This window comes from Halioxenophilus aromaticivorans (genome assembly GCF_042850945.1).
GTDB classification, from domain to species: domain Bacteria; phylum Pseudomonadota; class Gammaproteobacteria; order Pseudomonadales; family Cellvibrionaceae; genus Halioxenophilus; species Halioxenophilus aromaticivorans.
On sequence record NZ_AP031496.1, the window covers coordinates 2,163,305 to 2,187,694 of the forward strand.

Sequence of the window (24,390 nt, forward strand, 5' to 3'; positions counted from 1 at the left end):
AGTGAATACTACCTATTGTATATAAGGAGAGGCAGATGAATCCACTGTCTGAAGAGATGATCGCTTGTCCGTACTGCGGCGAACACATTTCCGTTTTACTGGACAGCTCCGAGGCCTGGCAGGAATATATAGAAGATTGCCAGGTCTGTTGTCGGCCTATCGTATTTCATCTACAGCTTGATGAATCAGGAGAGCCCCTGGTTAATGTGCGCACCGAAGATGATACTTTTTAGATTGATAGGCTTCACCGGTGCATAAGATTCTCTCGCCCATATCTGCACGCGCCTAGCAGCCATTGTGCGCTGCATTCCTTTTGCCTTGCTTGCGTAGCCCTTGCCGCATGCCCCTCGCCACCTGCCCAAGCGCCACTAAATAACCACCGATAAATTTTTGACGCTGGATTCCGCCTTACGATGAATTGCCGTAGGGCGGCAACCGTTATTTGCCGTTAGCCGGTAATCAGCGGCAATGGCTTGCCGTTATAAGTCGGAATAACTCAAAAATTTCCATAAATCGGGCTGAAACCGTGGTTATTTGGCCGTTTTTTGAAGTTGGCATAGCCTTCGCTTAGTGACTAGTAACCATCAAATATTCGACGAGATTTTGTTCGTGGCTATTAATTTTGAAACAGCACTGGGAGTTCACCCAACCGCGCTTAAAGCTCGCACAGAGCGAGCCAGCTTGTTGGCGAATAATTTGGCGAATGCCGAAACTCCTGGATTCAAAGCCCGCGACATGGATTTTCAGCGAGTGTTTGAACAATCACAGTTCGACGGTCCGCAGGGCTTAAACATGAATGTGACATCTCAAAAACACACGCCAGGTGGTGCCGAGGTTGTCGATAATGGCGAGTTGATGTATCGCACGCCCACGCAGCCCTCCATTGATGGCAATACAGTAGAAGAGCATGTGGAGCACGCCCAATATATGGAAAACGCGCTCGCATTTGAGGCCAGCTTTTTGTTTTTGAAAAGTAAGTTCTCCGGGCTTTTATCCGCGATTCGAGGTGAGTAATTATGTCTCTAGCTAAAATATTTGACACCGCCGGTAGCGCCATGAGCGCAAACACCGTGCGCTTAAATACCACCGCCAGTAACCTCGCCAATGCCGAATCCGCGGCATCCAGTATTGATGAAACCTACCGCGCCAGGCACCCGGTATTTTCTGCCATACAACAGCAAGTACAACAGTTGTCCTTCGACACTGTGGGAGACGGAAAAGGTGAGGCGCAGGGCGTTCAGGTGTTGGGTATTGTCGAGTCCGATTCGCCCTTACAAGAGCGCTATGAACCAAATCATCCACTGGCCAACGAAGAAGGCTATGTATTTTATCCCAATGTTAATGCCGTGGAAGAAATGACTAACATGATTTCAGCGTCGAAAGCGTATCAGATGAACGTTGAAGTCATGAACTCCGCTAAATCCATGATGCAGCGCGTGCTGACCTTGGGCCAATAAGCGCCTGACTGTAGCGAGAAGGTTAAATTATGTCCGTTAACAATGTTGATTCAGCACTATCGGCGTACTCAGTACAAAGTCGACAGAAAGAGGCTGACGCCGGTTCCAACAGCGACGAGCTAGGACGTGACGTATTCCTGCAGTTGTTAACAACACAGCTGCAGCACCAAGACCCTTTATCGCCGCAGGAAAATAGTGAGTTTGTGGCCCAGCTGGCGCAGTTTACTCAGGTTGAATCTCTGGATCAGTTGAGCAATTCTTTTGAGGACTTTACCGGTTCATTTTTATCGAACCAGGCATTGCAAGCGTCATCCTTGGTTGGCACCTCTGTGACGGTGCCAACCAACAAGACTTTGCTCGCACCCGAGGGAATTGTCTCCGGCAGTGTGGATGTGCCAGCCAGTACTGGCAACCTTAATATCGATATTTATGACAGCAGTGGTTCGTTGGTAGATACCATTCCTGTTGGAGCACAGCCCGCCGGTGAAATGGTATTTCGTTGGGACGGGGCTTACGCAGAAGTAAACGGTGAGTTAATTGATTGGCAATCCAGCCAAGACAGCATTGAATCGGGTGAATACTCGTTTATTGTTACTGCTGCCTTGGATGGGGAAACCACGCAATTAGACACCGCGCTTAGCGCCAATGTTAACAGTGTTACCGTGGGCAGCGATGGCGAATTAACGTTGAATTTGGCCGGAGTAGGGGCCTTCGATTTCGATGAAGTTATCCAATTCAACTAACGTAATGCTGGAATTATTCACGCCTAGGACAGGTAAGTACGAGGAGCGTTCTCATGCCGTTTAACGTTGCACTCAGTGGCATTCGAGCTGCCGCTATGGATCTCGAAGTAACCGGTAACAACATTTCCAATGCATCCACCATTGGTTTTAAAGAAAGCCGCACGGAATTTGGTGATGTTTACGCCAATTCACTATTTGGCTCTGGCGCCTTCCAGGTAGGTAGTGGTGTACGAGTAACCGACGTCGCCCAGCAGTTTGACCAAGGAAATTTGGCTTACACTGAAAATGAATTGGATTTGGCCATCAGCGGTGAAGGCTTTTTTATCCAAGAAATTGGCGGCGAGCGCAGCTACACGCGGGATGGTACCTTCTCGTTGGATGAAAATGGTTTTGTATTGAGTAACAGTGGTGGCGTGATTCAAGGTTTCGGTGCAGACGAAGATGGCAACATCGTGGGCGTATTGACTGACCTACAAATTTCCACTGAAAATATTGAGCCAATGCAATCCGATACAGTTGACTGGCGTTTGAACTTTGATGCGGAGCAAGAGCCGCCGGTAACCACGGTTTTTGATCCTGCCGATGCAACTTCGTACAACTCCGCTACATCAGTGACAATATACGATTCGCTGGGTGTGAGCCATACTTTAACGCAATACTTTGTGCAAGCGGGTAGTACTGCAGATAGAACCGATTGGCAGGCATACAGCTATATTGACGGTGAAGCGGCTGTTGTCGACGCAGCGGGCGATCCACAATCGAGTTTGATCACTTTTGACTCCACCGGCCAGTTGGTGGCGGTAGATGGTGTTGATGGCAATACCGAAATTATAATACCAGACTGGGCGCCGATTGAGGCGACGGACCCTGAGCGAACCACGCTTACGGTAGATTACATGGGCTCCAGCCAGTACGCATCAGACTTCGGTGTAACCGATGTGACCCAAGACGGATACACCACAGGTCGTATGTCAGGTTTGGAAATTAATGACTCAGGTATTATTTTTGCGCGATTCACCAACGGCCAGGCCCGTGTGATAGGGCAGATTGCTCTGGCGGAATTTACGAACAACAACGGTCTCGAACCTACGGGTACGAACTCTTGGTCTGAGACCTATTCGTCGGGCGAACCTAATATCGGATCGCCCGGCTCGGCGGTGCTGGGTTATATCAACTCCGGCGCCTTGGAAGAATCCAATACCGATTTAACAGAGCAGCTGGTGCAATTAATTATTGCTCAGCGTAATTACCAAGCTAACTCTAAAACCATTGAAACTGCGGATCAAATAACGCAAACCATTATTAATATTTAAGGAATTTTTGCTCCGTAGTAAAAAGAATTGACTGTGCGATTTGGGCGACGAAAGTCGCCTTTTTTTTGCCTGACGTTTGGTGAAAAGTTTAATATTTTCTGCTCGTTAGAATGCTTGGCATTGTTGTTGCTCAATACTGCTTGTGATCGAAAAGTAACAGATTTTTGACGACAGAGTTTTAAAGAGGGCAGGCTATGGATCGCGCAATCTACATCGCAATGACCGGCGCTAAAAATAATATGATGGCGCAAACCGCGCGTGCTAATAACTTAGCCAATGCTAACACCACGGGCTTTAGGGCAGATTTTGAACAAGCTCGCAGCCAAGGTGTTTACTACGGCGATGGTTTACCCACCAGAGCCTATTCGCAAACAGAGCGACCCGCCACCGATTTTGCTCTGGGTAATTTACAGCAGACCGGTCGGCAGTTGGATTTGGCCATCGAAGCCGAAGGTTTCTTTGTTGTACAAGCGCCGGATGGCAGTGAAGCCCTAACCCGTGCGGGTAACTTAAAGATAGATGCCAACGGCGTTTTACACACCGGCAGTGGTTTGCCGCTGATGGGCAACGCAGGTGTCATAACTTTGCCGCCCCTTGAGCAAATCGAAATCGGTAAAGATGGCACAATCTCTGTTCAATTACTGGGGCAGGGCCCCGAAGTAATGGCCAACGTAGATCGCTTGCGCTTGGTTAATCCTGATGCCGCCAATCTTGAAAAAGGACGAGACGGTTTGTTTCGCTTGCGCGAGGGTGGTGAATTTATTGATGACCCCACAGTGACTTTGGCCTCTGGTGTTTTAGAGAGCAGTAACGTCAACGTGATTGATGAATTCACCAATATATTGGCGCTGGCGCGGCAGTACGAAACGCAAATTAAAATGATGTCCACCATCGAGGAAAACGCTGATGCTTCCACTCGGTTGTTACAACTGAGTTAAGGGCGGGGCGGAATCAATTTTCATTGATTTAAATTGTTTGTGACAAACCTTTTGAACACTACGGAACGGCAGGGATGCGGTTTCAGGATGAAAACACATTAGCGGTACCACAGTGAGGTAACACCATGCACTCAGCATTGTATGTTAGTAAAACCGGCCTTAGCGCCCAAGACACTCAGTTAACGACTATTTCGAATAACTTGGCCAATGCCTCTACCGTTGGTTTTAAACGCGACAGCGCCGTATTTGAAGACCTCTTATACCAGATCACTCGCCAACCTGGTGCTCAGTCCACACAAGACACGACATTGCCCAGCGGTTTGCAATTGGGTACCGGTGTGCGGGTGGTCAGTACCCAGAAGCAATTTGAGCAAGGCAGCATACAAGTTACTGATCAGACCTTAGATGTGGCTATTGAAGGCCGCGGGCTTTTTCAAATCACTATGCCAGATGGTGGCACAGCCTATACCCGTAATGGTCAGTTTCATTTGAACTCCGAGGGCACCATTGTGAATGCCAATGGCTTGGTTTTGGAGCCCGCCATCAACGTGCCGGAAAATACCAGCACGCTCACCATCGGCACCGATGGCACGGTATCGGCCAATATTATCGGCCAGAATGCACCGCAACAAATTGGCTCCATTACGCTGATGGACTTTATCAATCCGGCCGGTTTGCAGGCTTTTGGCGGAAACTTGTTTTACGAAACTGCTGCCAGTGGTAATCCCACTCAGGGTACACCAGGCCAAAATGGTTATGGTGAACTTCAGCAGGGCTCACTAGAGAGTTCTAACGTCGATATCGTGGAAGAAATGGTCAATATGATCACTACCCAGCGAGTGTACGAGCTGAACTCTAAGGTTGTGTCCACCGCTGACCAAATGCTGCAGTACATTACGCAGAACCTTTAAGAGTACTTCGCCATGATGGGACGTCAAAGCAAGGCTTTAATATTGTTGTGTGCAGTTGGCTTGTTAGCGGGCTGCGGCGGGCAGCAGATTGCGCCGCAACCTGGAGCCGATCCTCATTATGCGCCTGTGGTTGCTCCGAGCCAGCCTATGCACCCTCCCAGCAACGGTTCTCTTTTTAGCAGCAATTACGCAATGTCTTTATACGGCGATGCCAAAGCAATGCGAGTAGGCGATATCATTACCGTGTTATTGGAAGAAGAGACCACCTCCAGTAAGTCCTCCGGGGTGTCGGTATCGAAAGATAGCGACATCGGTATTAACGAAGGTACCATTTTGGGTACGGGTATTAGCGCCAGTAACCTCAGTTTGCTCACCAATGTGGGTGGCTCCCGGGCATTTAATGGTGGTGCCGATGCCGATCAGAGTAATTTATTGGAAGGCAGTATAACAGTAACCGTGGCCGATATATTAGAAAATGGTAATCTGATTATTCGCGGTGAAAAATGGTTAACGCTGAACCGTGGTGATGAATACATTCGAGTCAGTGGAATAGTCCGCCCACAGGACATTACTACCGATAATACTATCCAATCAACGCGCATTGCCAACGCTCGCATTTCCTACAGTGGTACCGGTGAATTGGCAGACAGCAATCGTATGGGCTGGTTGAGCCGGTTCTTCAACAGTGCACTATGGCCGTTCTAAGATGACTATTTTCAAATACCTAGTTGGCTTCGGTATTCTATTGCTCTCCCTGGCCGCTCAAGCAGAGCGTATAAAAGACATCACCAGTGTGCAGGGCGTGCGCAGCAACCAGCTTATTGGTTACGGCTTAGTGGTGGGTTTGGACGGCACCGGCGACTCCACTAACCAAGCGCCGTTCACCCAGCAGTCGTTCAATTCCATGCTTAAGCAATTCGGAATTTCCGTGCCCGAGGGTGCCCGTATGCAGTTAACCAATGTGGCGGCCGTGGCAGTGCACGCGGAACTGCCGGCGTTTGCTAAACCCGGCCAGCCAATAGACGTCACTGTGTCCTCTATCGGTAATTCGGGGTCGTTGCGCGGCGGCAGCCTGTTGATGACCCCGTTAAAAGGCATCGACGGCAACGTGTATGCCATCGCACAGGGTAACCTAGTGGTGGGTGGATTGGGCGTAGAAGGCGCCGATGGTTCCCAGGTGACTATCAACGTTCCCAGTGTCGGTCGCATACCCGGTGGTGCTATGGTCGAACGGGCGGTGTCGTTGGATTTCGCCGGCGGCAAACCTTTGATTCTAAATTTACACCAATCGGATTTCACCACGGCAATGCGGGTGGCGGATGTGATTAATCAAGCCTTTGGCCCAGAGACCGCCTTGGCCAACGACGCAACGTCCATTGTCGTACAAGCGCCGGTTAACCCATCGCAAAAAGTGAATTTTATCGCCATGGTGGAAAACCTAGAGGTAGACCCTGGAGAGGGCCCAGCCAAGGTTGTTATTAATTCCAGAACCGGAACCATCATTGTGGGTAACCACGTTACAGTTGAACCTGTGGCGATTACGCACGGCAGTTTGACGGTTACCATTCGTGAGAACATTGAAGTCAGTCAACCTAACCCTTTAGCCAACGGCGAAACCGTTGTTACCCCGCAATCGGAAATCATCGTAGAAGAGGGACCTCGGCCAATGTTTAAGTTTTCGCCAGGTAGCACACTGGATGACATCGTTCGTGCGGTAAACGAGGTTGGCGCAGCGCCGGGCGATCTTATGGCCATATTAGAAGGCTTAAAGCAAGCCGGTGCGTTAAGGGCGGAGCTGGTGGTGATCTGATGGACAGTAACTTTATGTCATCACGAGTTAACGACGCGGCCAAGTCTTTTACCGATTTGGCGGCGCTTAACGACGTAAAGAAACTGGGGCGCAACCAAAACCCCGAAGCCATCATGGAAGTGGCTCGTCAATTTGAATCATTTTTTATCACCCAGCTGATGAAAGAAATGCGCGCTGGAGTAGACCTTATCGGTAAGGATAACTTTACCAACAGCAGCGAAATGAAGTTCCATCAGCAGATGTTTGACCAGCAAATCTCCTTGGAGGTAGCCAACAAAGGTGGCTATGGCCTGGCAGAGATCATGGCGCGACAGCTCACAGAGCAATTCGATATTAACTGGGATAGCCTGGAAAACAACACCCCTGATAATAAGACTCTGCTTGCTGAAGTAGATGCAGCTGATAAATCGCTACAACGTCGGTCGACTCCGCCACCGTCAAGTACAATTGAAACGATGGGCGGCGCACAAACCACGGCTACCGCCACCGTCCCTAGCTCTGTTTCTAAAGTCGGCGATAGCGACCAAGCCAAATCAGAAATAGACGCGGGTAGTTTAGGCCAAACCATAGAACAAATTGCGCGCTTCCTGAAGCCACTGACTGGCAAAGCCGCTGATATGGCCAAAGATGTTATCGAATCCGGCGTTGAGTTGGTTGAGCAGCTACAAATCAACAAAGGTAATTTCTTCGCCGAGCTTAAAGACTTCGCCGCCAACGCGGCGGAGAAACTGGGCGTGGATAAAAATGTTTTACTAGCCCAGGCAGCATTAGAAACTGGTTGGGGAGAGTTTATTAGTAAGGGGGATAGCGGCTCTAGTAAGAACTTATTCAATATTAAGAGTAGCTCCCAGTGGACAGGTGATAGCGTTAAGGTAACTACCGTGGAGTACCGTGATGGCGTTGCACAAAAAGAGCAAGCAAATTTTCGCGCCTATTCTTCTTTCGAAGACAGCTTCGACGACTACGCAGATTTTATATTATCCAACCCTAGGTATGAGAAGGCGCTATCCTGTGCCAGCGATAGTGAAGCTTATTTACGAGAGTTACAGCAAGCGGGGTACGCAACGGATCCTAACTACGCGGATAAAATCATGCAGCTGTTGCAACAGCCAGAATTTAAGTAGTACTGGAACTATGATGAAATATGAAATGACCCGGCGGTTAGTTATGAGGGTAATACTATGTCTTTACTGAATATTGCCCTAACTGGCTTAGGCGTAGCGCAAACCTCGCTTACCACCACCAGTAATAACATCACCAATGCCAATACCGAGGGCTACAGCCGGCAGCGCACGGAGCAAGCCACTCGCCCCTCGGAATTTACCGGCGGCGGTTATATTGGTAACGGTGCCTATATTGTCGGTATTGATCGTATTTACAACGATTTTATCAACGAAGAATTGCGTTTGGCCGGGCAAGAGCTAAAAGAAAACGAAGCCTACTTGTCGCAAGCCGAGCAGATGGACAGCCTATTGGCGTCCACCAGCACCAGTTTAACGTCCAGCCTAGAGCGCTTCTTTGGTTCGTTATCTACAGCGGCGGAAGATCCGCAAAGTAACGCCGCCCGGCAACTGGTTTTAAGTGAGGCCAGTAGCGTTGCCAATCGCTATAACGTGCTCTATCAAGAAACCGTGGAACAGAATAGTTACGTTAATGCGCAAATAAAAACGCTGACCGAGGAGATCAACCACCTCGCCATTACCGTTGCCAGTTTGAACGATGCCATCGGTTCCGCTTTCTCCAATGGCCGGCAGCCCAATGAATTATTGGATCAACGTGAGCTGGCCATCCGGGATCTAAGTGAGCTGGTGGGCATCACCACCGCCGAGCAGTCTAACGGCGAAATCAATATTTTTGTGGGTAGTGGGCAAGCCTTGGTGGTTGGCGTAGAAGTTTCGGAAATGTCGGCGCAGGCCTCCTTGGATGCCGGTTTCCAAACCGCTATTTATCAACCGCCCTCGGGCACCGACCTAACCACGGTTATTGGTGGTGGCGAGCTGGGTGGCTTATTGGCCTACCAAAAAGATTTAGTACTACCGGTGCTTAATGAACTTGGTCGTTTGGCTCTGGTAACCGCCCAGTCGATCAACGACTTGCAAGCGCAAGGTTTGGATGCCGAGGGTAACTTTGGCGAAATTGTCTTTGGTGATTTCAATGACGGTTTCAATATGCGTAGCCGATCTACCCCGGATAACGACAACACTGGTAACGCGATCTTTCAGGTGGAAATTACCGATGCCGGTATGTTAACCGGCAGTGATTACACCCTGCGGGTCAACGGCGGCAATTACGAAGTGTTTAGTATTTCGCAAAACCAAGCCGTTGCGAGTGGTACCACGCCCATCGGCGGAACCATATCCTTACCGGATCTCGGCATCGATATCCACGTGGAATCCGGTGCTGTGCAAGATGGCGATGCCTTTTATTTATCGCCTTCACGCCGTGCAGCAGACCAAATTGAAGTGGTTTTAAATGAGCCCGCGCAATTGGCGTTTTCGGCCCCGGTCAGGGCCACTAGCTCGTTAAACAACCGAGGCGATACCAATATCACCCAGCCAACGGTAACTTCCACCATAAATGACAATAACCAGTCGATCATCAGCAGTAGTGGGGGCTTTCCCTTCGATTTAGTGTACGACGAATCCGCCGGCGCATGGCAGGTGACCAATGGCCCCGCCGGTTTCATCATCACGCCTGCCAGTGCTGCGTTTGATTCAGGCATGACCAACAGTCTTTCGTTCACGGTAACGGATGGTAGCGGTAACAGCGTGGATCTAGAGCTGCAAATATCCGGGCGGCCGCAAAACGGTGACAACTTTACTGTAGAATTCAATGAGGATGGCGTGGCAGACAATCGCAACGCTTTGAAAATGATTGAAATTCAAACCGCTGATGTTGTGCGCGGTAGCGCTGGGGTCAACGGTCCTAATCAAAGTTTGTTGGATACCTACGGTCAGATCGTAGAAGAAATAGGCGTAGTAACCGCCACCAAAAAAATCGATACCGAGGCTTACAAGGCTCTATATGACCAAGCTTATAACGCTCGGGAAGAGGTGTCCGGGGTTAGCTTGGATGAAGAGGCCGCGAATTTAATCAAGTTCGAGCAAGCCTACAATGCGGCAACCCAAGTGATTTCGGTTGCTCGTGATCTATTTGATCGTATTTTGCAGATTTAGAGATAACCGCCATGCGCATATCCACCCAGCAAGCCTTTGGTAATAGCCTAAACAGTTTGCAAGACATCTACTCAGATTTACTGCGGACCCAAGAGCAGATCAGTACCGGTAAGCGCGTGATCAATCCCTCCGATGACCCGATCGCGGCCACGCGGATACTGAATTTACAACAGGATAACGCCCTGATCAGCCGTTATCGAGACAACATTACCCTGGCCACCAATAATATCTCCGAACAAGAGTCCTTACTGGATTCCACATTGGTGGCCGTGCAGCGTTTAGAAGAACTGACTATTCAGGCCGGCGACGGCGCTCTTAGCAACCAAGACAGAATCGCCATCGCCCAGGAAACCCAAGAAATCTACGAGCAGTTAATCAGCATTGGTAATAGCCAAAATGCCCGCGGCGAATATCTTTTTGCCGGCAGCCAAGCAGAACAAAAACCCTACGTGGTACAACCGGATGGCACCGTAATTTACCAAGGCGATGAAGCTGAGCGGGAAGTGGAAATCGCCGGTGGCAGTTTTGTTTCCATACGCGATAGCGGCTTCGATATTTTTGAAGATATAGCAAACAAGCATCGCATCACCACGAGCACCAATAGCGCCAATGGTTATCACATTAACAGTGGTGAGCTGGTGGATGAAAACGCCTTTGACGATTTTTACGATAGCTTCGTTGGCGTACCCGTTCCGCAAACAACAACACTAACACTTACCGATAACCGAGATGCCACCAGTGCGGATTTCCCAAATGTCCCCGTGGATTTTAGTGTGAGTTATACCTTACCCGATGGCACTGGCCCAATAACCACCAACAACGTTAATTATATCAACCTGGATACGGCCGCCGACGATCGTTACCTAGAGGTTCAGGTGGATATGACAGCGGAAATGGGGCAGGTATTTAGTTTGTACCTGCCGGTGAATGAGGATGGTATTGTGGCCGGTGCAGGCGATGCCGACGGTACCGGGGGCGGAGACGGTGAGCAAACAGAATTTTATATTGACCGTCAGGAAACCCAAAGTTTAATGGGGATTGCCTATGAACTTACGCAAATACTGCAAGAGCCCGGTGAAGCCAGCGCCAACAACAAAAATCTAAGTAGTCGCTTGGGTGCAGTTTTAGATAATCTCGATAATGCCGGCCGTAATATTGACAGCGTATCGGCAAGCATCGGCGCTAGGCTTAATTTAGTAGATTCCACCGATGCCTTGCACGAGGAGTCAGAAATATTCAATGCTTCCGCGTTGGCTTCTATTGAAGATGTCGATTTTGCAGAAGCACTGAGCAACCTTACCCTGCAAGAAACAATTTTAGAAGCTGCTCAAGCTAGCTTTGTGCGAGTAAGTAATTTAAGTTTGTTTGATCGCTTAGGCTAACCTTGATGGTAAATTTTAGCGCCGAACCGATTTTTGTAACGGGCTTGCCGCGCTCGGGAACCTCAATGGTTGCTGGTTGTTTGCATTTATGTGGCGCGTGGGTAGGGCAAACAGTACCTGGCGGCATGGGTAACGAAAAAGGCTTTTACGAAAATACTGTTATTCGAGAGCAAATGATAAAAAAGCTGCTTTTGCACCTAGGTTGTGATCCTTTAGGTGTAAAGTCATTGCCTCTCTATGAGCGTGTGCCTAATGTATCTGGCCTAGACGAGGCAGTGTTACAGTGTATTCACAAGCAAGGATATTCAGGCGATCATCCTTGGCTGTATAAGGATGCCAAGTTAACCTTGTTATGGCCCATTATCGCGCAAGCTTTTCCTAGAGCACGATGGATAATTGTGCGGCGAGAACCGACTTCTATTATAGCTTCCTGTATGCGCACGCATTTTATGGCGCACCATTCTCAATCGAAAGAGTTCTGGCAAGATTTTGTCCGCCAATATCAGCAACGTTTGCAAGGCCTACAGTCGTCTGCCTGTAAAGTTTTTGAAATCTGCGCCGATAGCTTAATCAGAGGTAATAGTGACGAACTGCTGCTATTGGCAGAGTCTTTGGAGTTGTCGGCAAACGCAAGTGCGGTGAGCCAGTTTATATCACCCGAACTATGGCGCGCTAATACTCCTGCTTAAATTTTCCAGCAAGAGTAGTGTGCTCATGATTCCACTGCTAGTCCCCGATTTGCCCCGCTGTGACGATGTTATTCCTTGGTTAAAGGAAATTGATAATAATCGTTGGTATTCAAACTATGGCCCGTTGTGCGAGCAGTTTGAAAATGCCATTGTCGCTCTATTAAAACAACACAACCCCGGCGCCAGATCCGAATTCACCATGGTGTCCACAAGCTCTGGTACCACAGCACTGGAAGTAGGGCTAGGTGCCTACCGTTTACGCCCGGGCACGCGGGTGGTGTTACCCTCGCTTACTTTTCCTGCAACCGCAACGGCGGTCATTCGCTCGGGTTTAATCCCTGTATTGGCCGACGTTGACCCTGATACCTGGGTACTAACGCCAGAAATTGCCGCCGGGGTTATTGAGCGCTCCGGTGCTAAGGTGGTTATTCCTGTAGCGGCCTACGGTCAGAAGCTGGATGAGCGGGCGTGGTCGGATTTTGCCAGCCACTACGATTGCCAGGTGTTGATCGACTCCGCAGGTGCGTTTCCTGCTCATGTACCCGTGCCGGATGTCAATATTGCCTATAGCTTTCACGCCACCAAGTCTTTGGGAATCGGTGAGGGAGGTGGTTTGCTGTCCACCGACCGGGGTTATCTTCAAACTGCCCGCGAATTGACCAATTTTGGTTTTTCCTCCGGTACGGTCAATACCATTGGAATGAACGCGAAACTCAGCGAGTACCACGCAGCGGTGGGCCTGTGTCAAATCCAACGTTTTGGTGCGATCAAAACTAGACGGCAAACGCTCTACAGGCAACTTCGCCAGGCAATTAATGATAAAACCAGCCGAGTTCAATACCAAAGTCATTCTATTCCGGCATCACCAACCTTATTTGTGGTCGCCGTACCAGGCCATGCGGAATCTATCTGCCGGCAATTAACTGCCGAGGGCATTGGTGTGCGGCAGTGGTACTGCCCACCTTTACACTTGCACCCCGCATTTGATAGCTACATTAGAAATGCCTCACTTAAATTTGGTGAACTCAGTGTGGCCGAACACTTAGCCGATCGGTTAATTGGTTTGCCGTTTCATCCCTCGTTGGACAGAGGCGATGTGGCGAGGATTGCGCAAGCTCTAGAATGCGTACTGCAACAAGAAGAAGTCTGTGGTTCAGACTTTGTTGCAAGCCCGGCGACTGGATTTAAACGACAAATTCAATGACCCACTACATCAACTGTAACAGCAATACCCGCAACAACAATAACTGTAATTAAAATAAAAATACCACATTAAACGCCATTGCACGAATAGCATCTGGCCGTGGCACAATTTCTGCTCGATTAGATCAAACCTTAACTCGCGCCCACTCAAAAAATTAAGTATTTGGCGGAGCTATTTTTCAGCTCAGGGAAGTCCTACCGAATTCGATTGCATAAGCTTTTGAATTTACAAGAAATAAAATAGAACACGGTTTTATTTTCTACGGTACTACGGCTATTGAGCCAAATTAGGATGAAACCCATTAAGTCAAATTAACGTCGCTGAGATCAATCCATGAGCCAAAACCAGGTGCCGAAAGACGATATTAACTTAGAAGATTTTGAGCAAGCTATTTACAGCCGAAATTATGAACGTGCCACGATGCTTCTCATTCAGGCGTTATCGGGGTTTGAGCAGGGTACGTGGGATTTGGTGACAGTGGATCAGCACGGTGTTTCTCGAAATAGAAAATACTCTAGCGCTAAAAAACTGTTAACCCGGCTCTGCAGTGCAGCAACGGCATTTTTGTGCGATCCGAATCTTGTATTAAATCGGCATGGCTTTGAATTATTGCTGTTTTATAAGCGCTATCTAGTAACGGTTTTTGCCGCCACAGATTTTGTCGACATGCGCCATTGCCTGGAGTTTATTGGAGATCGTAAAAATGACGCCAGCGTGTCCTATAAAAGCGATGCAGACTTATATAAGGTAATCGTTGCCAGCAGTGCTACTACCGGTGCGGAATTGATAACAACCTTGCTGCAAGCCTTGCCCACCGACCTGGCATTTTTATTTTGGCTGAGTTTGCTGGATAACGAAATGGTATTGACCATCCAAGCAGATGAAACTCGTAACCAAGTGTTAGAGTATAGTGAGCGCTTCACAAAGGTGGTAGCGTCCGACGCAGCGATACATCGCGTGGTTAATACGTGGATGTTTTGCAGCTATATGAATAACCTAAAAAAACACAAAATTAAAATACCGCTTAACGCTATCGTAAAAAACTACTGTCAGGCCCATGGTGCAAAACAACCATTTATAAGCAATAAGCGGGTTTTAAAACAAAAGCCGACTCTATTGGTGATTTGTGAGCGCTTTACCTCCACACACGCCATGTTTCGCTGTTATGGTCGAGCGATTGAGAGTCTAAAGGCCAGTTATCGCATAGTACTGTTGACTGCCCATAACCGAGCCGACAGTAATAGCGTGGCGCTGTTTGATGATGCCGTTTTATTGCCCCAAGGGCAGGGCATAAAGGCGGTAAAAGCCACCATTGGTAAAATCATCAATATTGCTCCAGATATGATTTATTACCCCAGCTTGGGTATGGACGCGTGGGTAGTTGCTTTGGCGCAGTACCGTTTAGCCCCAATCCAATTGATGACTATGGGTCACCCAGCTACCAGTTATTGCGACAATATCGATTACCTATTTGCCGAAGAAAGTACTTTGGGTGACGCCGGCTGTGTTAACGAAACCTGTTTGCATGTCAAAGATGGCACCTTCGCCATGAGCAAAGGTACTTTAACCTACCAAGCTGAAATTACCATACGGGAAAATCCCGACAGCTTAAAAATCGCCTTGCCTAGTATTGCGTATAAATTAAACCCTTCTGTTTTGAAGGCTTGTCAGGAGATAAAAGCGCGCAGCAAGCGTCCGGTTGAGTTCCACTTTTTTCCTAATATGCGCGGCGTAAATCACCTCGCAATCCACTTTCGTTTGCAGGAAATATTGCCCTGTGTGGTGCACGAAAATCAGCCCTATAGCCAGTATATGTCGGCTTTAAATGAGTGTGATATTGTGCTTAGCCCATTTCCGTTTGGTAATACCAATGGGTTTATTGATAGTGGGCGCCTAGCGCTCCCCGTAGTGTGTTTGGACGGACCAGAAGCGCACAGCCATACCGATGTTGCTCTCAGTGAACGGTTTGGATTGCCAGATTTTTGCCGCACTCAAAATGTAGAGCAATACATTGCTGCAGCAGTGCGTTTAGTGGACGACGATACGCTTAGGGTCTCCGTTAGCCAAGCGTTAAAGAATAAAAATATTGATGGGATTCTCTACGCCCAAACCTCGGCGAATCCCTGCGCGGACATGGAACGCATGTTTAATTGGGTTTATCAATATCACGAGCAAATTAAAGCACAGTCCAAGCATCTATGGACGGTGGCTGATCGATACGAATTTGTGCCGCAAAGCCAGCCGAAAATGACAGCAGCCGGAGCCTGATATGATAGACACCGAAGTCTACGCATTTGGCTATAACGAACACACTCAGGCGTTGATAAAGCACGTAAAAGTGATTGGTATCATTGACGAGTATACCGATAAGGCCGAGATCGATAGCATACCCGTCATTAGCTTGGAACAATTGGCGCCGGGTATAACTATAGTCAATTGCGTTTATAATTCACGGGCTTTTTCTGCCCAGGCGCGATTGGAAACGTTAGGTGGTAAAGTTCTGTTTGTTGGCGATTTTATTCGCGATGATCCCGAGGCCTTTAAGGGTACTATGCTGGCGGAAGCTTTCCTGGCCATGCAAGAGGATTACTCGTTACTCAAGCAATGGCAACATCAGTTTCACGACGAAGCATCCCGTCAGCAATATTTGTCCGTGCTCGATTTTCGAAGAACATTAAATGTCAGACATTTGTCCTGTTTCGAAGTGAAAATTGATGCTCAGTATTTTGAACCATTTGTAGTTAATCGGCCCTATCTGCATTTAATCGATGGTGGCGCCTACGATGGTGCTGACAGCCTTCGCTTCGCTGAGTGTTTTCCGAATTATAAAAGCATCACCATATTGGAGCCATCCACTGCTAATCGAGTTTTGATTGCGGACAAAACCAAAGCGTTAAAGCACAGCACAGTATTGGGCGCATGCTTGGGCGACCGAGAAACAACGGTGCATTTTGAGGGTGAAGGTACTGCAGCAAAAATGGTCAGTAGCGGTGGTGCGGCTACTGCCATGAGAACCATCGATACACTCGTAAAGCAAGAATCTACCCTTGTTAAACTGGATATAGAAGGTGCAGAGATGCAAGCCTTGGTTGGCGCTGCAAAAACTCTGCACCGCGTTGATGCGGGATTTGCTATTTCCGCTTATCACTTACCACACGATTTAATGCATATACTGGATTGGCTAAAAATGTCCGAGGTGAAACGACAATTCTTTTTTCGCCACTATTCCAACGGTATTGCAGAATCAGTGGTGTTTGCCTTATGACTGAGCAATCACAACCCGTAGCAACATCCCATTGCCGTCCCCTGGTGATATACGGTAACGGCGCTATGGCGGCCGTTTATGATTCCTATTTCCGTACTCGGGGGGTGATTGCGTTTACGGTGGAGTCTCGCTTTAAGCATTCAGACACCTTTGCCGATCGGCCGCTCATTGCCTTTGAGCAATTAGCAGAAACCTTTGTCGCCGAAAAAACTGATGTTATTGTGGCAGTGGGCTACAGCGCCATGAACAGCATTCGTGCCCGGATCGCTGACGAAGTGAAAGCCATTGGTTTTCAGCTTGGTAGTTACCTAGCGCCCGGCTTTTCGCTTCATACCGGAAGTAGTGTTGGTGAACACTGTGTGGTTTTAGAGCACTGCTCTATGCATTGCCACACGCGGGTGGGGCGTAACGTGTTTATCTCCAGTGGCGTAAACATTGGCCATCATTGCCAGATAGGTAGCAACGTATGGATAAACGCAGGCGTTGCGCTGGCCGGCGGGGTAACCATCGGCGATAACTGTTTTTTAGGCGTTAACGCCAGTGTCGCTCATGGCGTTACTCTCGCACCCGGCACCTATGTGGGAGCCAATACTCTAGTGTCAAAAAATACTGAAGACAATCAAGTGGTGGTGACGCCGGCAGGTGAGGTTTACGATTTAGACAGCCGCGTGTTTCTTGCCGCATTGGAGGCCGCACATGCTAATTGAAGCGATCACCGAAGCCTACACAGGCAACCAAGATAAAACAGCGCTGATTATCGATGAAAAGCAGTGGAGTTTTGAGGAGTTAATCCGTGGTGTCCGCCAGCAAGCCGATGTTCTTAAACAAAGTGGCGTACGTCAAGGTGACCGCGTAATTTCGCTTTTGCCCAACGGTTGGCATGCAACGGTGATGCTATTAGCTTGCGCGCAAATTGGCTCTACCTATGTGCCCATGCCACTGTCCAGTACCACCTCCGCGCTAGCCACAGCTACGGCTGCAGTCAGCGCGCAGCATATAGTGTTGTGGTACGGTGTCACCGAAACTCACAATGAAATCTTTGCCAACGCGGTGGTTTTTGAAGTCCAGCCTGATGATCCTTTGGCTCGGTTAGTGTCCGTAGGGGCCCAGGTGGCACAGGCGTCAATAGCGCCAAGCAGTATTGACAAGAGTGGCGGTACTTCTCGTCGGAGTAGTACTCCGTTTATTCTAACCATGACATCCGGCTCCACCGGTGCACCTAAGCCCATTATGCTGTCCCAGGCGACTAAGTTGCTACGCGCACGCGCGGCGATTGCGACCTACAACCTAACCCGCACCGATACAACGTTAATTGCCACGCCGCTTTATCACTCGTTAGCGCAGAGGCTATTGTTGGTCAGTTTGTTAAGCGGTGGCAGCGTCGTGATTCTGCCGAAGTTTACGCAAAACCTTTGGCTTGCCAGTATTGCTAGTTATCAAGTTACGTTTACTATCGCCGTTTCTTCGCAATTGGTTCCGTTAATCGATTTACCCGACGCCGAGATCGCTAAGCTAGCCAGCTTAAAAACATTGGTGTCGTCTTCGGCCTTAATGAATCTAAGCGATAAAGAACAATTGCTGCCCCGGTTAGACTGCCACTTTCACGAGTGCTATGGCGCCTCTGAGGTGGCCATTGTTACCGATGTACAGTTTGGTGAAGACTCACCATTGGGAACAGTGGGGCGGCCCTTGCCCGGTGTGAGAATTAAAATTCTAGATAGTGATAATAAACCTTGCGCTACCAACAGTGTCGGTGAAATCTGCGTCCAGTCGCCATACCATTTCAGTGGCTATTATCAATGCGAAGCCGCAACCAAGGCGGCTTTCGACCAAGGTTTTTTTAAGACCGGTGATCTTGGTTATGTGGATTGCAGAGGATATTTGTTTTACGCGGGCCGGAAAAAAGACGTTATTATCAGTGGTGGAATCAATATTTATCCCAACGACGTTGAACAGGCCCTAGAGTCTCTAACCGGCGTTGCTGAAGCTGCGGCTTTCCCTGTTCCTGATGATCAATTAGGCGAGGTTGTTGCAGTTGCTCTAGTGGCGGAGCCTGCCACCATTCTAAATGCACACTACTTGCGGCTAGAAATATTCGACCGTCTTGCCGATTATCAGTTGCCCAGGCATTGGTACTTTGTGGAATCCTTACCTAAAACAGCTTTGGGTAAGTTACAGCGCTTTCGCTTAGCACAATTGCACCAGTGCCGAAAACAACCCAATGAAACAACCTCTGCGGGGTTAAACTCATGAAGTTTCAAACGCTTTCTCCCTTAAAGCTTGGTTTTATCGGTGGCGGTTGTAATTCTGCTGTGGGCTATGCCCATTATTGCGCTGCGCAATTAGACGGTGAGTGGCAACTGGCGGCCGGCAGTTTTAGCCGAGATGAACGAGTTAATGCGATCACCGCACGTCAGTACGGTGTGGCACCAGATAAGGTGTACGCCGATTGGCAAATGCTGTTGGAGCGCGAGGCGAAAGCGCTGGATGCGGTGGTCATACTCACGCCTACACCAGAGCATGAGGCCATGGTGTGCGCGGCCTTGTCCCACGGGTTAGCCGTAATTTGCGAAAAGTCGTTAACGCCTAGCCTTGCAGCGGCCAAGCGAGTGCGGGCGGTATGTGAACGTGAGCAAGGGCGTTTGCTGGTCACTTACAATTACAGTGCTTACCCACAAATACGCGAGCTGCAAGCACGTATCGAAAGTGGTCAGCTGGGCGCTATTCATCATGTGCAAGTAGAAATGCCCCAGGAGGGCTTTGCCAGGTTGCAAGAAGGCGGTAAGCAGCCGTCGCCACAAGCTTGGCGGCTGGAGGACCAAGAGATTCCGACGCTGCATTTGGATTTAACTACCCACCTTCATCACCTGGTGTATTTTCTGACGGGGCAGCGGCCGCTTGAGGTTATGGCGGATCACAACAGCTTCGGTTGGTTTCCCCAAGTAATCGATGATGCCACCGCGGTGGTTAAATACAGCGGCGATATGACGGCTCGCTACTGGGTGAGCAAATCGTCCTTGGGCTATAAAAATGGGCTGCGGATTCATCTCTCCGGTAGCTTGGGTTCCGCTCAGTGGGTGCAATCTCAACCAGAGGAACTCACGCTTAACTACGTTGATGGCCGGCGCGAAATTATTGAACGGGGCAGCCCTTGTTTAGTGGCCAACCAAATTGAATTTAATCGATTCAAAGCTGGCCACCCGGCGGGGTTTATCGAGGCATTTGCCAATCTGTACCGCGAGTTTGCCATGGCAATTAGGCATCCCGACACCAGTAAGGGAAGGGCGGTGTATAAAGATTACGGTTTAACTCCGGCCATTGAGGGGCTGGCGCTAATGCAGGCAATGACGCAATCACACAATAACAGGCAGTGGGAGAATCTCCATGGCAAAAATTCAACAGTTGCAGCCCGCGGGCAACGAAGCGTTAAACGATCCTATCCAGCAGTGGCTACTCGCGGAACTTCGTAAATATGGTGAGCCGTGTTTGCGTGAGGACGGCGATGTGTATTATCGCCAGGATGGCTTGCTGGATTCCATGAGCACCTTAAAATTTATGGTGGCGATACAAAAGCAATATGATATGGTTTTTAGTCCAGAGCAATTTAACAGTCAAGCCACTGCAACACTACGTCAATTGTCTCAGGCCATTGCTGCTGCGTTGGCGACATCAGATTGAATTTGAACCATTTGAGTAGTTAGTAAAAATATTGTAGCGAAAAGTGAGGGCAGTGCTGACGCCCATGTGGCGTTGGCGTATGGGCCGCTTATACAGGGCTTGCGTGTAGAGTTTTTACATGAAGCTTTTGTATGCAGAACCGACAAGACTTTTAAATTCTATTTTTATTTTAAAATTATAAATACAATCTCAGTGAGATTACTCACAGATCCACCTCATAACTGAATTGATAAACCAGTTCACAATGCCTCAATACAGCCGTTAATAATTGCCATAAACCGTGCCGAATCTTCGGCCTCGGCTAGGTTAACCGGTAATGCTCTGTTTAGGGTAACGGTTTTGTACCAGTAGCAGTGTTTTATTTCGGTAAACCAACGCCAATCAGCCACTGTAGGTAAAAGCAAAGTGGCATTCACTCCTAAAGCGGCGGCCAAGTGCAAGGTGGAGTTATCCACACCAATGTAGCCGTCCAATTCGGTCAGGAGCTGCGCGCTGGCCACAAGATCATTTTTCAAATCAAACTCTGGGGTTTCAATCCCCTGTTCTTGAAGCCAGGCGCGCTCCGTCTCGGTTGAATCATATTGCAGGTTAACCCATTGAACCTCCGGTGCCGTTTTTAGTAGAGACCAAACGTCCATATCCAAAGATCGATGGCCGCCGCCCGTGCCGTAGCGGCCGCCACGCCAAGAAAACCCCATTCGCTTGGTGTATTGAGAACCCGGTTCGGCTTGCGGTGCTGCGCCGTCGGTGGCCGGTGGTTGGAGATAACTCGGCACCGGAGAAAAGTCCTCAAAGCTGGTAATGAAATGGCTCGGTAACGAGCCTAGAGAAATTTGGGAGTCAAACTCTGTGTAGTCGCCGTCGTAGCTTTGTGTCAGCACTTGCATGCCGGCGGGTAGCAGCGGGTGCAAGCGTGGGTCCACTTTTACTGTTACTTGGCAATGCAAACGTTGGTAAAGGGAGAGAAACATGATTTGGTCGCCCAGACCCTGATCTGCCCACAGTAATAAATGATGCGTTGGCTCTTGTTCTCTTTGCCACAAAGGAAGGGGGAATTGTTCTCGGTTGCACACCGGGTCACGCCAACGCCACTCGTTCTCCGACCAGCCCAAGGCGAACTCTCCGCTCATTAGACTTAAATGCGCAAGGTTAATGTGGGCAAAGAAGTTATCTGGGGCCAGCTCAAGTGCATGGCTAAATTGCCGTGCTGATTGGGGTAGGTTATTAAGTGACTTTTCAATGACAGCCAAATTGATGTGTGATTGTGGGTTATTGGACGACATTTCCAATCCCAATACTGCGCAGGCCTTGGCATCGTGAAATTTACCCTGGCGGAAATACGCTTCTGCTAAGCGAGCAACGATCTCTGCGTGGGGGAGTGTGGTTAAGGCCTCGCGCAGTATGACTTCTACTTTATCCGATTGGTTACTGGCCAATAACATGTCGGCCAGGGAAACGAGAATGGCGAGATTCTTCGGTTGAGCAATGTGGGCGGAGTGTAAAAAGGCAATGGCCAACTCTGTGTTTTGCTGCATGGCCGGCTCTTGTGCCAAGGCAATGGCCTGCAACGCCACGCTTTCCAGGTTAGCGGCCTTGGCAAAGCAGCGCACGCCCAAATCAAAGAACCCCTGTTTCAAACAGATATTCACCAGAGATATCTGCGCGTGGGGGCTGTCTTGTTGATCGCTAATGGCGCCGATCAGCACCTGCGCCTCTTGATGGTTGCCATTGTCCAGCGCGGCCTGCAGTTGCTCAAGCATAGGATTCGCCTTGGTGTCAAAATGTGGTCGTAATAAAGAAGGATGTTGGTGAGTAGCAATGGCAATGCCAGCTGGGCATTTGCTCTGCTTATCTTGGCATGGCAATACCGCGGCAACATGGGTTGCTAGCGCAGTGCGGATGCCCAGGCGGAGGTTGGTTAGGGCGGCAATATCTTGCCAAACTTCGCACCTATTAGTTATAGGAAGGTGGCTTTATATAACCATTTCATCTTAACGAAAATTAATTTCTGCCGGGCCTGAAATTTAACCGCTGGCTCGAACTTTTTCTCTAAAGGAAAATTTTTTAGAGCCGAATTCCAGGTTGTGAGTAATTTATTACGAGGATCTTATTCCCGTCCGGGGCTAGGAGTAGAGAAATGGCATTAACAGTAAATACAAACGTCGCGTCTTTAAATACGCAAAGAAACTTAAACCACTCATCCGATGACTTAAACGTGTCTTTACAGCGTTTGTCTACCGGGTTCCGAATTAACAGCGCAAAAGACGATGCTGCCGGTTTGCAAATTTCCAACCGTCTTACATCTCAGGTTAACGGCCTAAGTGTAGCAGCGCGTAACGCCAATGATGGTATTTCACTTGCGCAGGTTGCCGAGGGTGCAATGCAACAGTCAACGGATATTTTACAGCGTATCCGAGACCTTGCGCTGCAAGCAGCCAACGGCAGTAACGCCGCTTCAGAGCGCCAAGCCTTGCAAGAAGAGGTTAGCCAACTTAAAGAAGAATTGACTCGTATCGCCGATACCACCACCTTCGGTGGTCGTAAGATTCTCGACGGTACTTTCGGTACTTCTTCTTTCCAAGTGGGAGCGGAGGCCAACCAAACTATTGAGGTTACTCTGACGAACGCTTCGGCGGAGCGTCTGGGTAATTATCGAGTGCAAGCGGAAGGCTCCGTTGCGGGTAACATTTCTGCGGGCATCGGTGCCAGCCAGTTTACTCCGGGCAGTGTGGGCATTCTGGGTGCATTTGGTTCGGCATCTGTGGCTATCGAATCCGGCGATACTGCCAGTGACGTTGCCGATGCGATCAACGCTACTTCAGAATCCACCGGTGTAACAGCCAGTGCGGTAAACGCGGTATCAATCAATGCCACGGATATCGCCATAGGCTTTGATGCTGCCAACGGTGTTGGTGATTCCGTGAGCTTTGCCATTGGCACCAACAACGGTGATGGAAAATCAAATACCACGGACGTTGTATTGACCACCACCGGAGACGGCGCGCAGGATCTAGAAAACCTTCGCGATGCGATTAATGCCGATGCCGGTAAAAATGGTTTGTCAGCGGCGATAGATGAAAACGGGAATCTGCTCATTACCGCCAAAGACGGTGATAATATTGAAGTAAGCAGTTTCGAAGAAATTGATTCTAACGGATCTGCCAACGACTCATCGATTACCTTTAGGCCGGTACTACCCGATGGTAGTTTTTCAGCCAACACGGTTAGTCTCAACGGAGCTGCTGATACCGAGCTGGAAGCGGTAGGTACAATTACCCTGGATAGCTACAAACCGTTTACGTTGCTCGGTAGTACCTTTGACGAGATCAGCGCGGATACCATTGGTGTTTTGCAAACCGTAGAAACCATTGATGTTACCAGTGCCCAGGGCGCACAAAACGCGATTGCCATTGTTGATGGTGCGATATCGTCCATCGATAGCCAGCGCGCGGTGTTAGGTGCGGTACAGAACCGATTCGAAAACACCATTGCTAACCTGCAAAATATTTCGGAAAACGTCACCGCTGCTCGCAGTCGAATTAAAGACACCGATTACGCAGCAGAGTCGGCTCAAATGACGAAGAACCAAATTCTGCAACAAGCCGGTACCTCGGTGCTCGCGCAGGCCAACCAGATTCCGCAGGCGGTATTGAGTCTGCTGGGAGGCTAAATAATATTGCCCGGCGCCTGGTTATTGGGGTGCTGGGGTTTTCTATTCGTGTTGACTGGGTTTTACTATATATAACCGTTGCCTTCTTTAGCGAATATGAATTCAGCGATTGTTGTTAGAACCCAATTCAGGCGAATTTTTTTGCCATTACTAC

General features: G+C 49.1%; 22 protein-coding genes. 21 read left to right on the plus strand and 1 reads right to left on the minus strand.

Features of this window, described 5'->3' with window-relative positions; genetic code table 11:
• Positions 1-35 precede the first annotated feature (35 nt).
• From ACGHM3_RS09390 to ACGHM3_RS09485, 20 genes are all read left to right on the plus strand, one after another.
• On the plus strand, positions 36-233 hold the full coding sequence (locus tag ACGHM3_RS09390; RefSeq protein ID WP_345418751.1) for a CPXCG motif-containing cysteine-rich protein: 198 nt from the start codon (positions 36-38) through the stop codon (positions 231-233).
• 376 nt (positions 234-609) lie between these two features.
• Entirely contained in the window at positions 610-1,014 is a 405-nt protein-coding gene (gene flgB, locus ACGHM3_RS09395; RefSeq protein ID WP_345418754.1) for a flagellar basal body rod protein FlgB, read from the plus strand.
• 2 nt (positions 1,015-1,016) lie between these two features.
• Positions 1,017-1,457, plus strand: coding sequence for a flagellar basal body rod protein FlgC (gene flgC, locus ACGHM3_RS09400; protein ID WP_345418757.1), 441 nt, complete (start codon positions 1,017-1,019; stop codon positions 1,455-1,457).
• 29 nt (positions 1,458-1,486) lie between these two features.
• The gene (locus tag ACGHM3_RS09405) at positions 1,487-2,200 is read left to right on the plus strand and encodes a flagellar hook assembly protein FlgD (RefSeq protein ID WP_345418760.1); all 714 of its coding nucleotides are present in this window, start codon (positions 1,487-1,489) and stop codon (positions 2,198-2,200) included.
• Positions 2,201-2,253: 53 nt separating this feature from the next.
• Positions 2,254-3,513: a flagellar hook protein FlgE gene (gene flgE, locus ACGHM3_RS09410; protein ID WP_345418762.1), complete on the plus strand. Its 1,260-nt coding sequence runs from the start codon at positions 2,254-2,256 to the stop codon at positions 3,511-3,513.
• A 194-nt stretch (positions 3,514-3,707) separates the two neighbouring features.
• Positions 3,708-4,451 (plus strand): flagellar basal body rod protein FlgF, encoded by a 744-nt coding sequence (locus ACGHM3_RS09415; protein WP_345418764.1) that lies wholly within the window; start codon positions 3,708-3,710, stop codon positions 4,449-4,451.
• A 125-nt stretch (positions 4,452-4,576) separates the two neighbouring features.
• On the plus strand, positions 4,577-5,362 hold the full coding sequence (gene flgG, locus ACGHM3_RS09420; RefSeq protein ID WP_345418767.1) for a flagellar basal-body rod protein FlgG: 786 nt from the start codon (positions 4,577-4,579) through the stop codon (positions 5,360-5,362).
• Between the two features lie 12 nt (positions 5,363-5,374).
• Complete coding sequence (gene flgH, locus ACGHM3_RS09425; RefSeq protein WP_390518002.1) at positions 5,375-6,067, plus strand: flagellar basal body L-ring protein FlgH; 693 nt, start codon at positions 5,375-5,377, stop codon at positions 6,065-6,067.
• A gap of 1 nt (position 6,068) precedes the next feature.
• Complete coding sequence (locus ACGHM3_RS09430) at positions 6,069-7,172, plus strand: flagellar basal body P-ring protein FlgI (protein ID WP_345418770.1); 1,104 nt, start codon at positions 6,069-6,071, stop codon at positions 7,170-7,172.
• A gap of 14 nt (positions 7,173-7,186) precedes the next feature.
• Complete coding sequence (gene flgJ, locus ACGHM3_RS09435) at positions 7,187-8,296, plus strand: flagellar assembly peptidoglycan hydrolase FlgJ (protein WP_345418773.1); 1,110 nt, start codon at positions 7,187-7,189, stop codon at positions 8,294-8,296.
• A gap of 57 nt (positions 8,297-8,353) precedes the next feature.
• Positions 8,354-10,348 carry a flagellar hook-associated protein FlgK gene (gene flgK, locus ACGHM3_RS09440; protein ID WP_345418776.1) on the plus strand — a complete coding sequence of 665 codons (1,995 nt, stop codon included), beginning with the start codon at positions 8,354-8,356 and terminating at the stop codon, positions 10,346-10,348.
• An 11-nt stretch (positions 10,349-10,359) separates the two neighbouring features.
• On the plus strand, positions 10,360-11,730 hold the full coding sequence (gene flgL, locus ACGHM3_RS09445) for a flagellar hook-associated protein FlgL (protein WP_345418779.1): 1,371 nt from the start codon (positions 10,360-10,362) through the stop codon (positions 11,728-11,730).
• Between the two features lie 5 nt (positions 11,731-11,735).
• Entirely contained in the window at positions 11,736-12,419 is a 684-nt protein-coding gene (locus ACGHM3_RS09450) for a sulfotransferase (RefSeq protein WP_345418782.1), read from the plus strand.
• Between the two features lie 25 nt (positions 12,420-12,444).
• Positions 12,445-13,623: an aminotransferase class I/II-fold pyridoxal phosphate-dependent enzyme gene (locus ACGHM3_RS09455; RefSeq protein ID WP_345418785.1), complete on the plus strand. Its 1,179-nt coding sequence runs from the start codon at positions 12,445-12,447 to the stop codon at positions 13,621-13,623.
• Positions 13,624-13,956: 333 nt separating this feature from the next.
• Positions 13,957-15,891, plus strand: coding sequence for a hypothetical protein (locus tag ACGHM3_RS09460; RefSeq protein WP_345418788.1), 1,935 nt, complete (start codon positions 13,957-13,959; stop codon positions 15,889-15,891).
• A gap of 1 nt (position 15,892) precedes the next feature.
• Entirely contained in the window at positions 15,893-16,888 is a 996-nt protein-coding gene (locus ACGHM3_RS09465; protein ID WP_345418791.1) for an FkbM family methyltransferase, read from the plus strand.
• Positions 16,885-17,595 (plus strand): DapH/DapD/GlmU-related protein, encoded by a 711-nt coding sequence (locus ACGHM3_RS09470; RefSeq protein ID WP_345418794.1) that lies wholly within the window; start codon positions 16,885-16,887, stop codon positions 17,593-17,595. The genes ACGHM3_RS09465 and ACGHM3_RS09470 overlap by 4 nt, the downstream gene beginning before the upstream one ends.
• A complete protein-coding gene (locus tag ACGHM3_RS09475) occupies positions 17,585-19,141 on the plus strand; it encodes a class I adenylate-forming enzyme family protein (RefSeq protein ID WP_345418797.1) in 1,557 nt (518 codons plus the stop codon). The genes ACGHM3_RS09470 and ACGHM3_RS09475 overlap by 11 nt, the downstream gene beginning before the upstream one ends.
• Positions 19,138-20,358 (plus strand): Gfo/Idh/MocA family oxidoreductase, encoded by a 1,221-nt coding sequence (locus tag ACGHM3_RS09480; protein WP_345418800.1) that lies wholly within the window; start codon positions 19,138-19,140, stop codon positions 20,356-20,358. The genes ACGHM3_RS09475 and ACGHM3_RS09480 overlap by 4 nt, the downstream gene beginning before the upstream one ends.
• 16 nt (positions 20,359-20,374) lie before the next feature.
• Entirely contained in the window at positions 20,375-20,566 is a 192-nt protein-coding gene (locus tag ACGHM3_RS09485) for a hypothetical protein (protein ID WP_345418803.1), read from the plus strand.
• 239 nt (positions 20,567-20,805) lie between these two features.
• On the opposite strand, the gene ACGHM3_RS09490 is transcribed toward ACGHM3_RS09485, so the two are convergent.
• Positions 20,806-22,326, minus strand: coding sequence for a hypothetical protein (locus ACGHM3_RS09490; RefSeq protein WP_345418806.1), 1,521 nt, complete (start codon positions 22,324-22,326; stop codon positions 20,806-20,808).
• 377 nt (positions 22,327-22,703) lie between these two features.
• Between ACGHM3_RS09490 and ACGHM3_RS09495 the strand changes: the two genes are divergently transcribed.
• Positions 22,704-24,236: a flagellin gene (locus ACGHM3_RS09495; protein ID WP_345418809.1), complete on the plus strand. Its 1,533-nt coding sequence runs from the start codon at positions 22,704-22,706 to the stop codon at positions 24,234-24,236.
• Positions 24,237-24,390 lie beyond the last annotated feature (154 nt).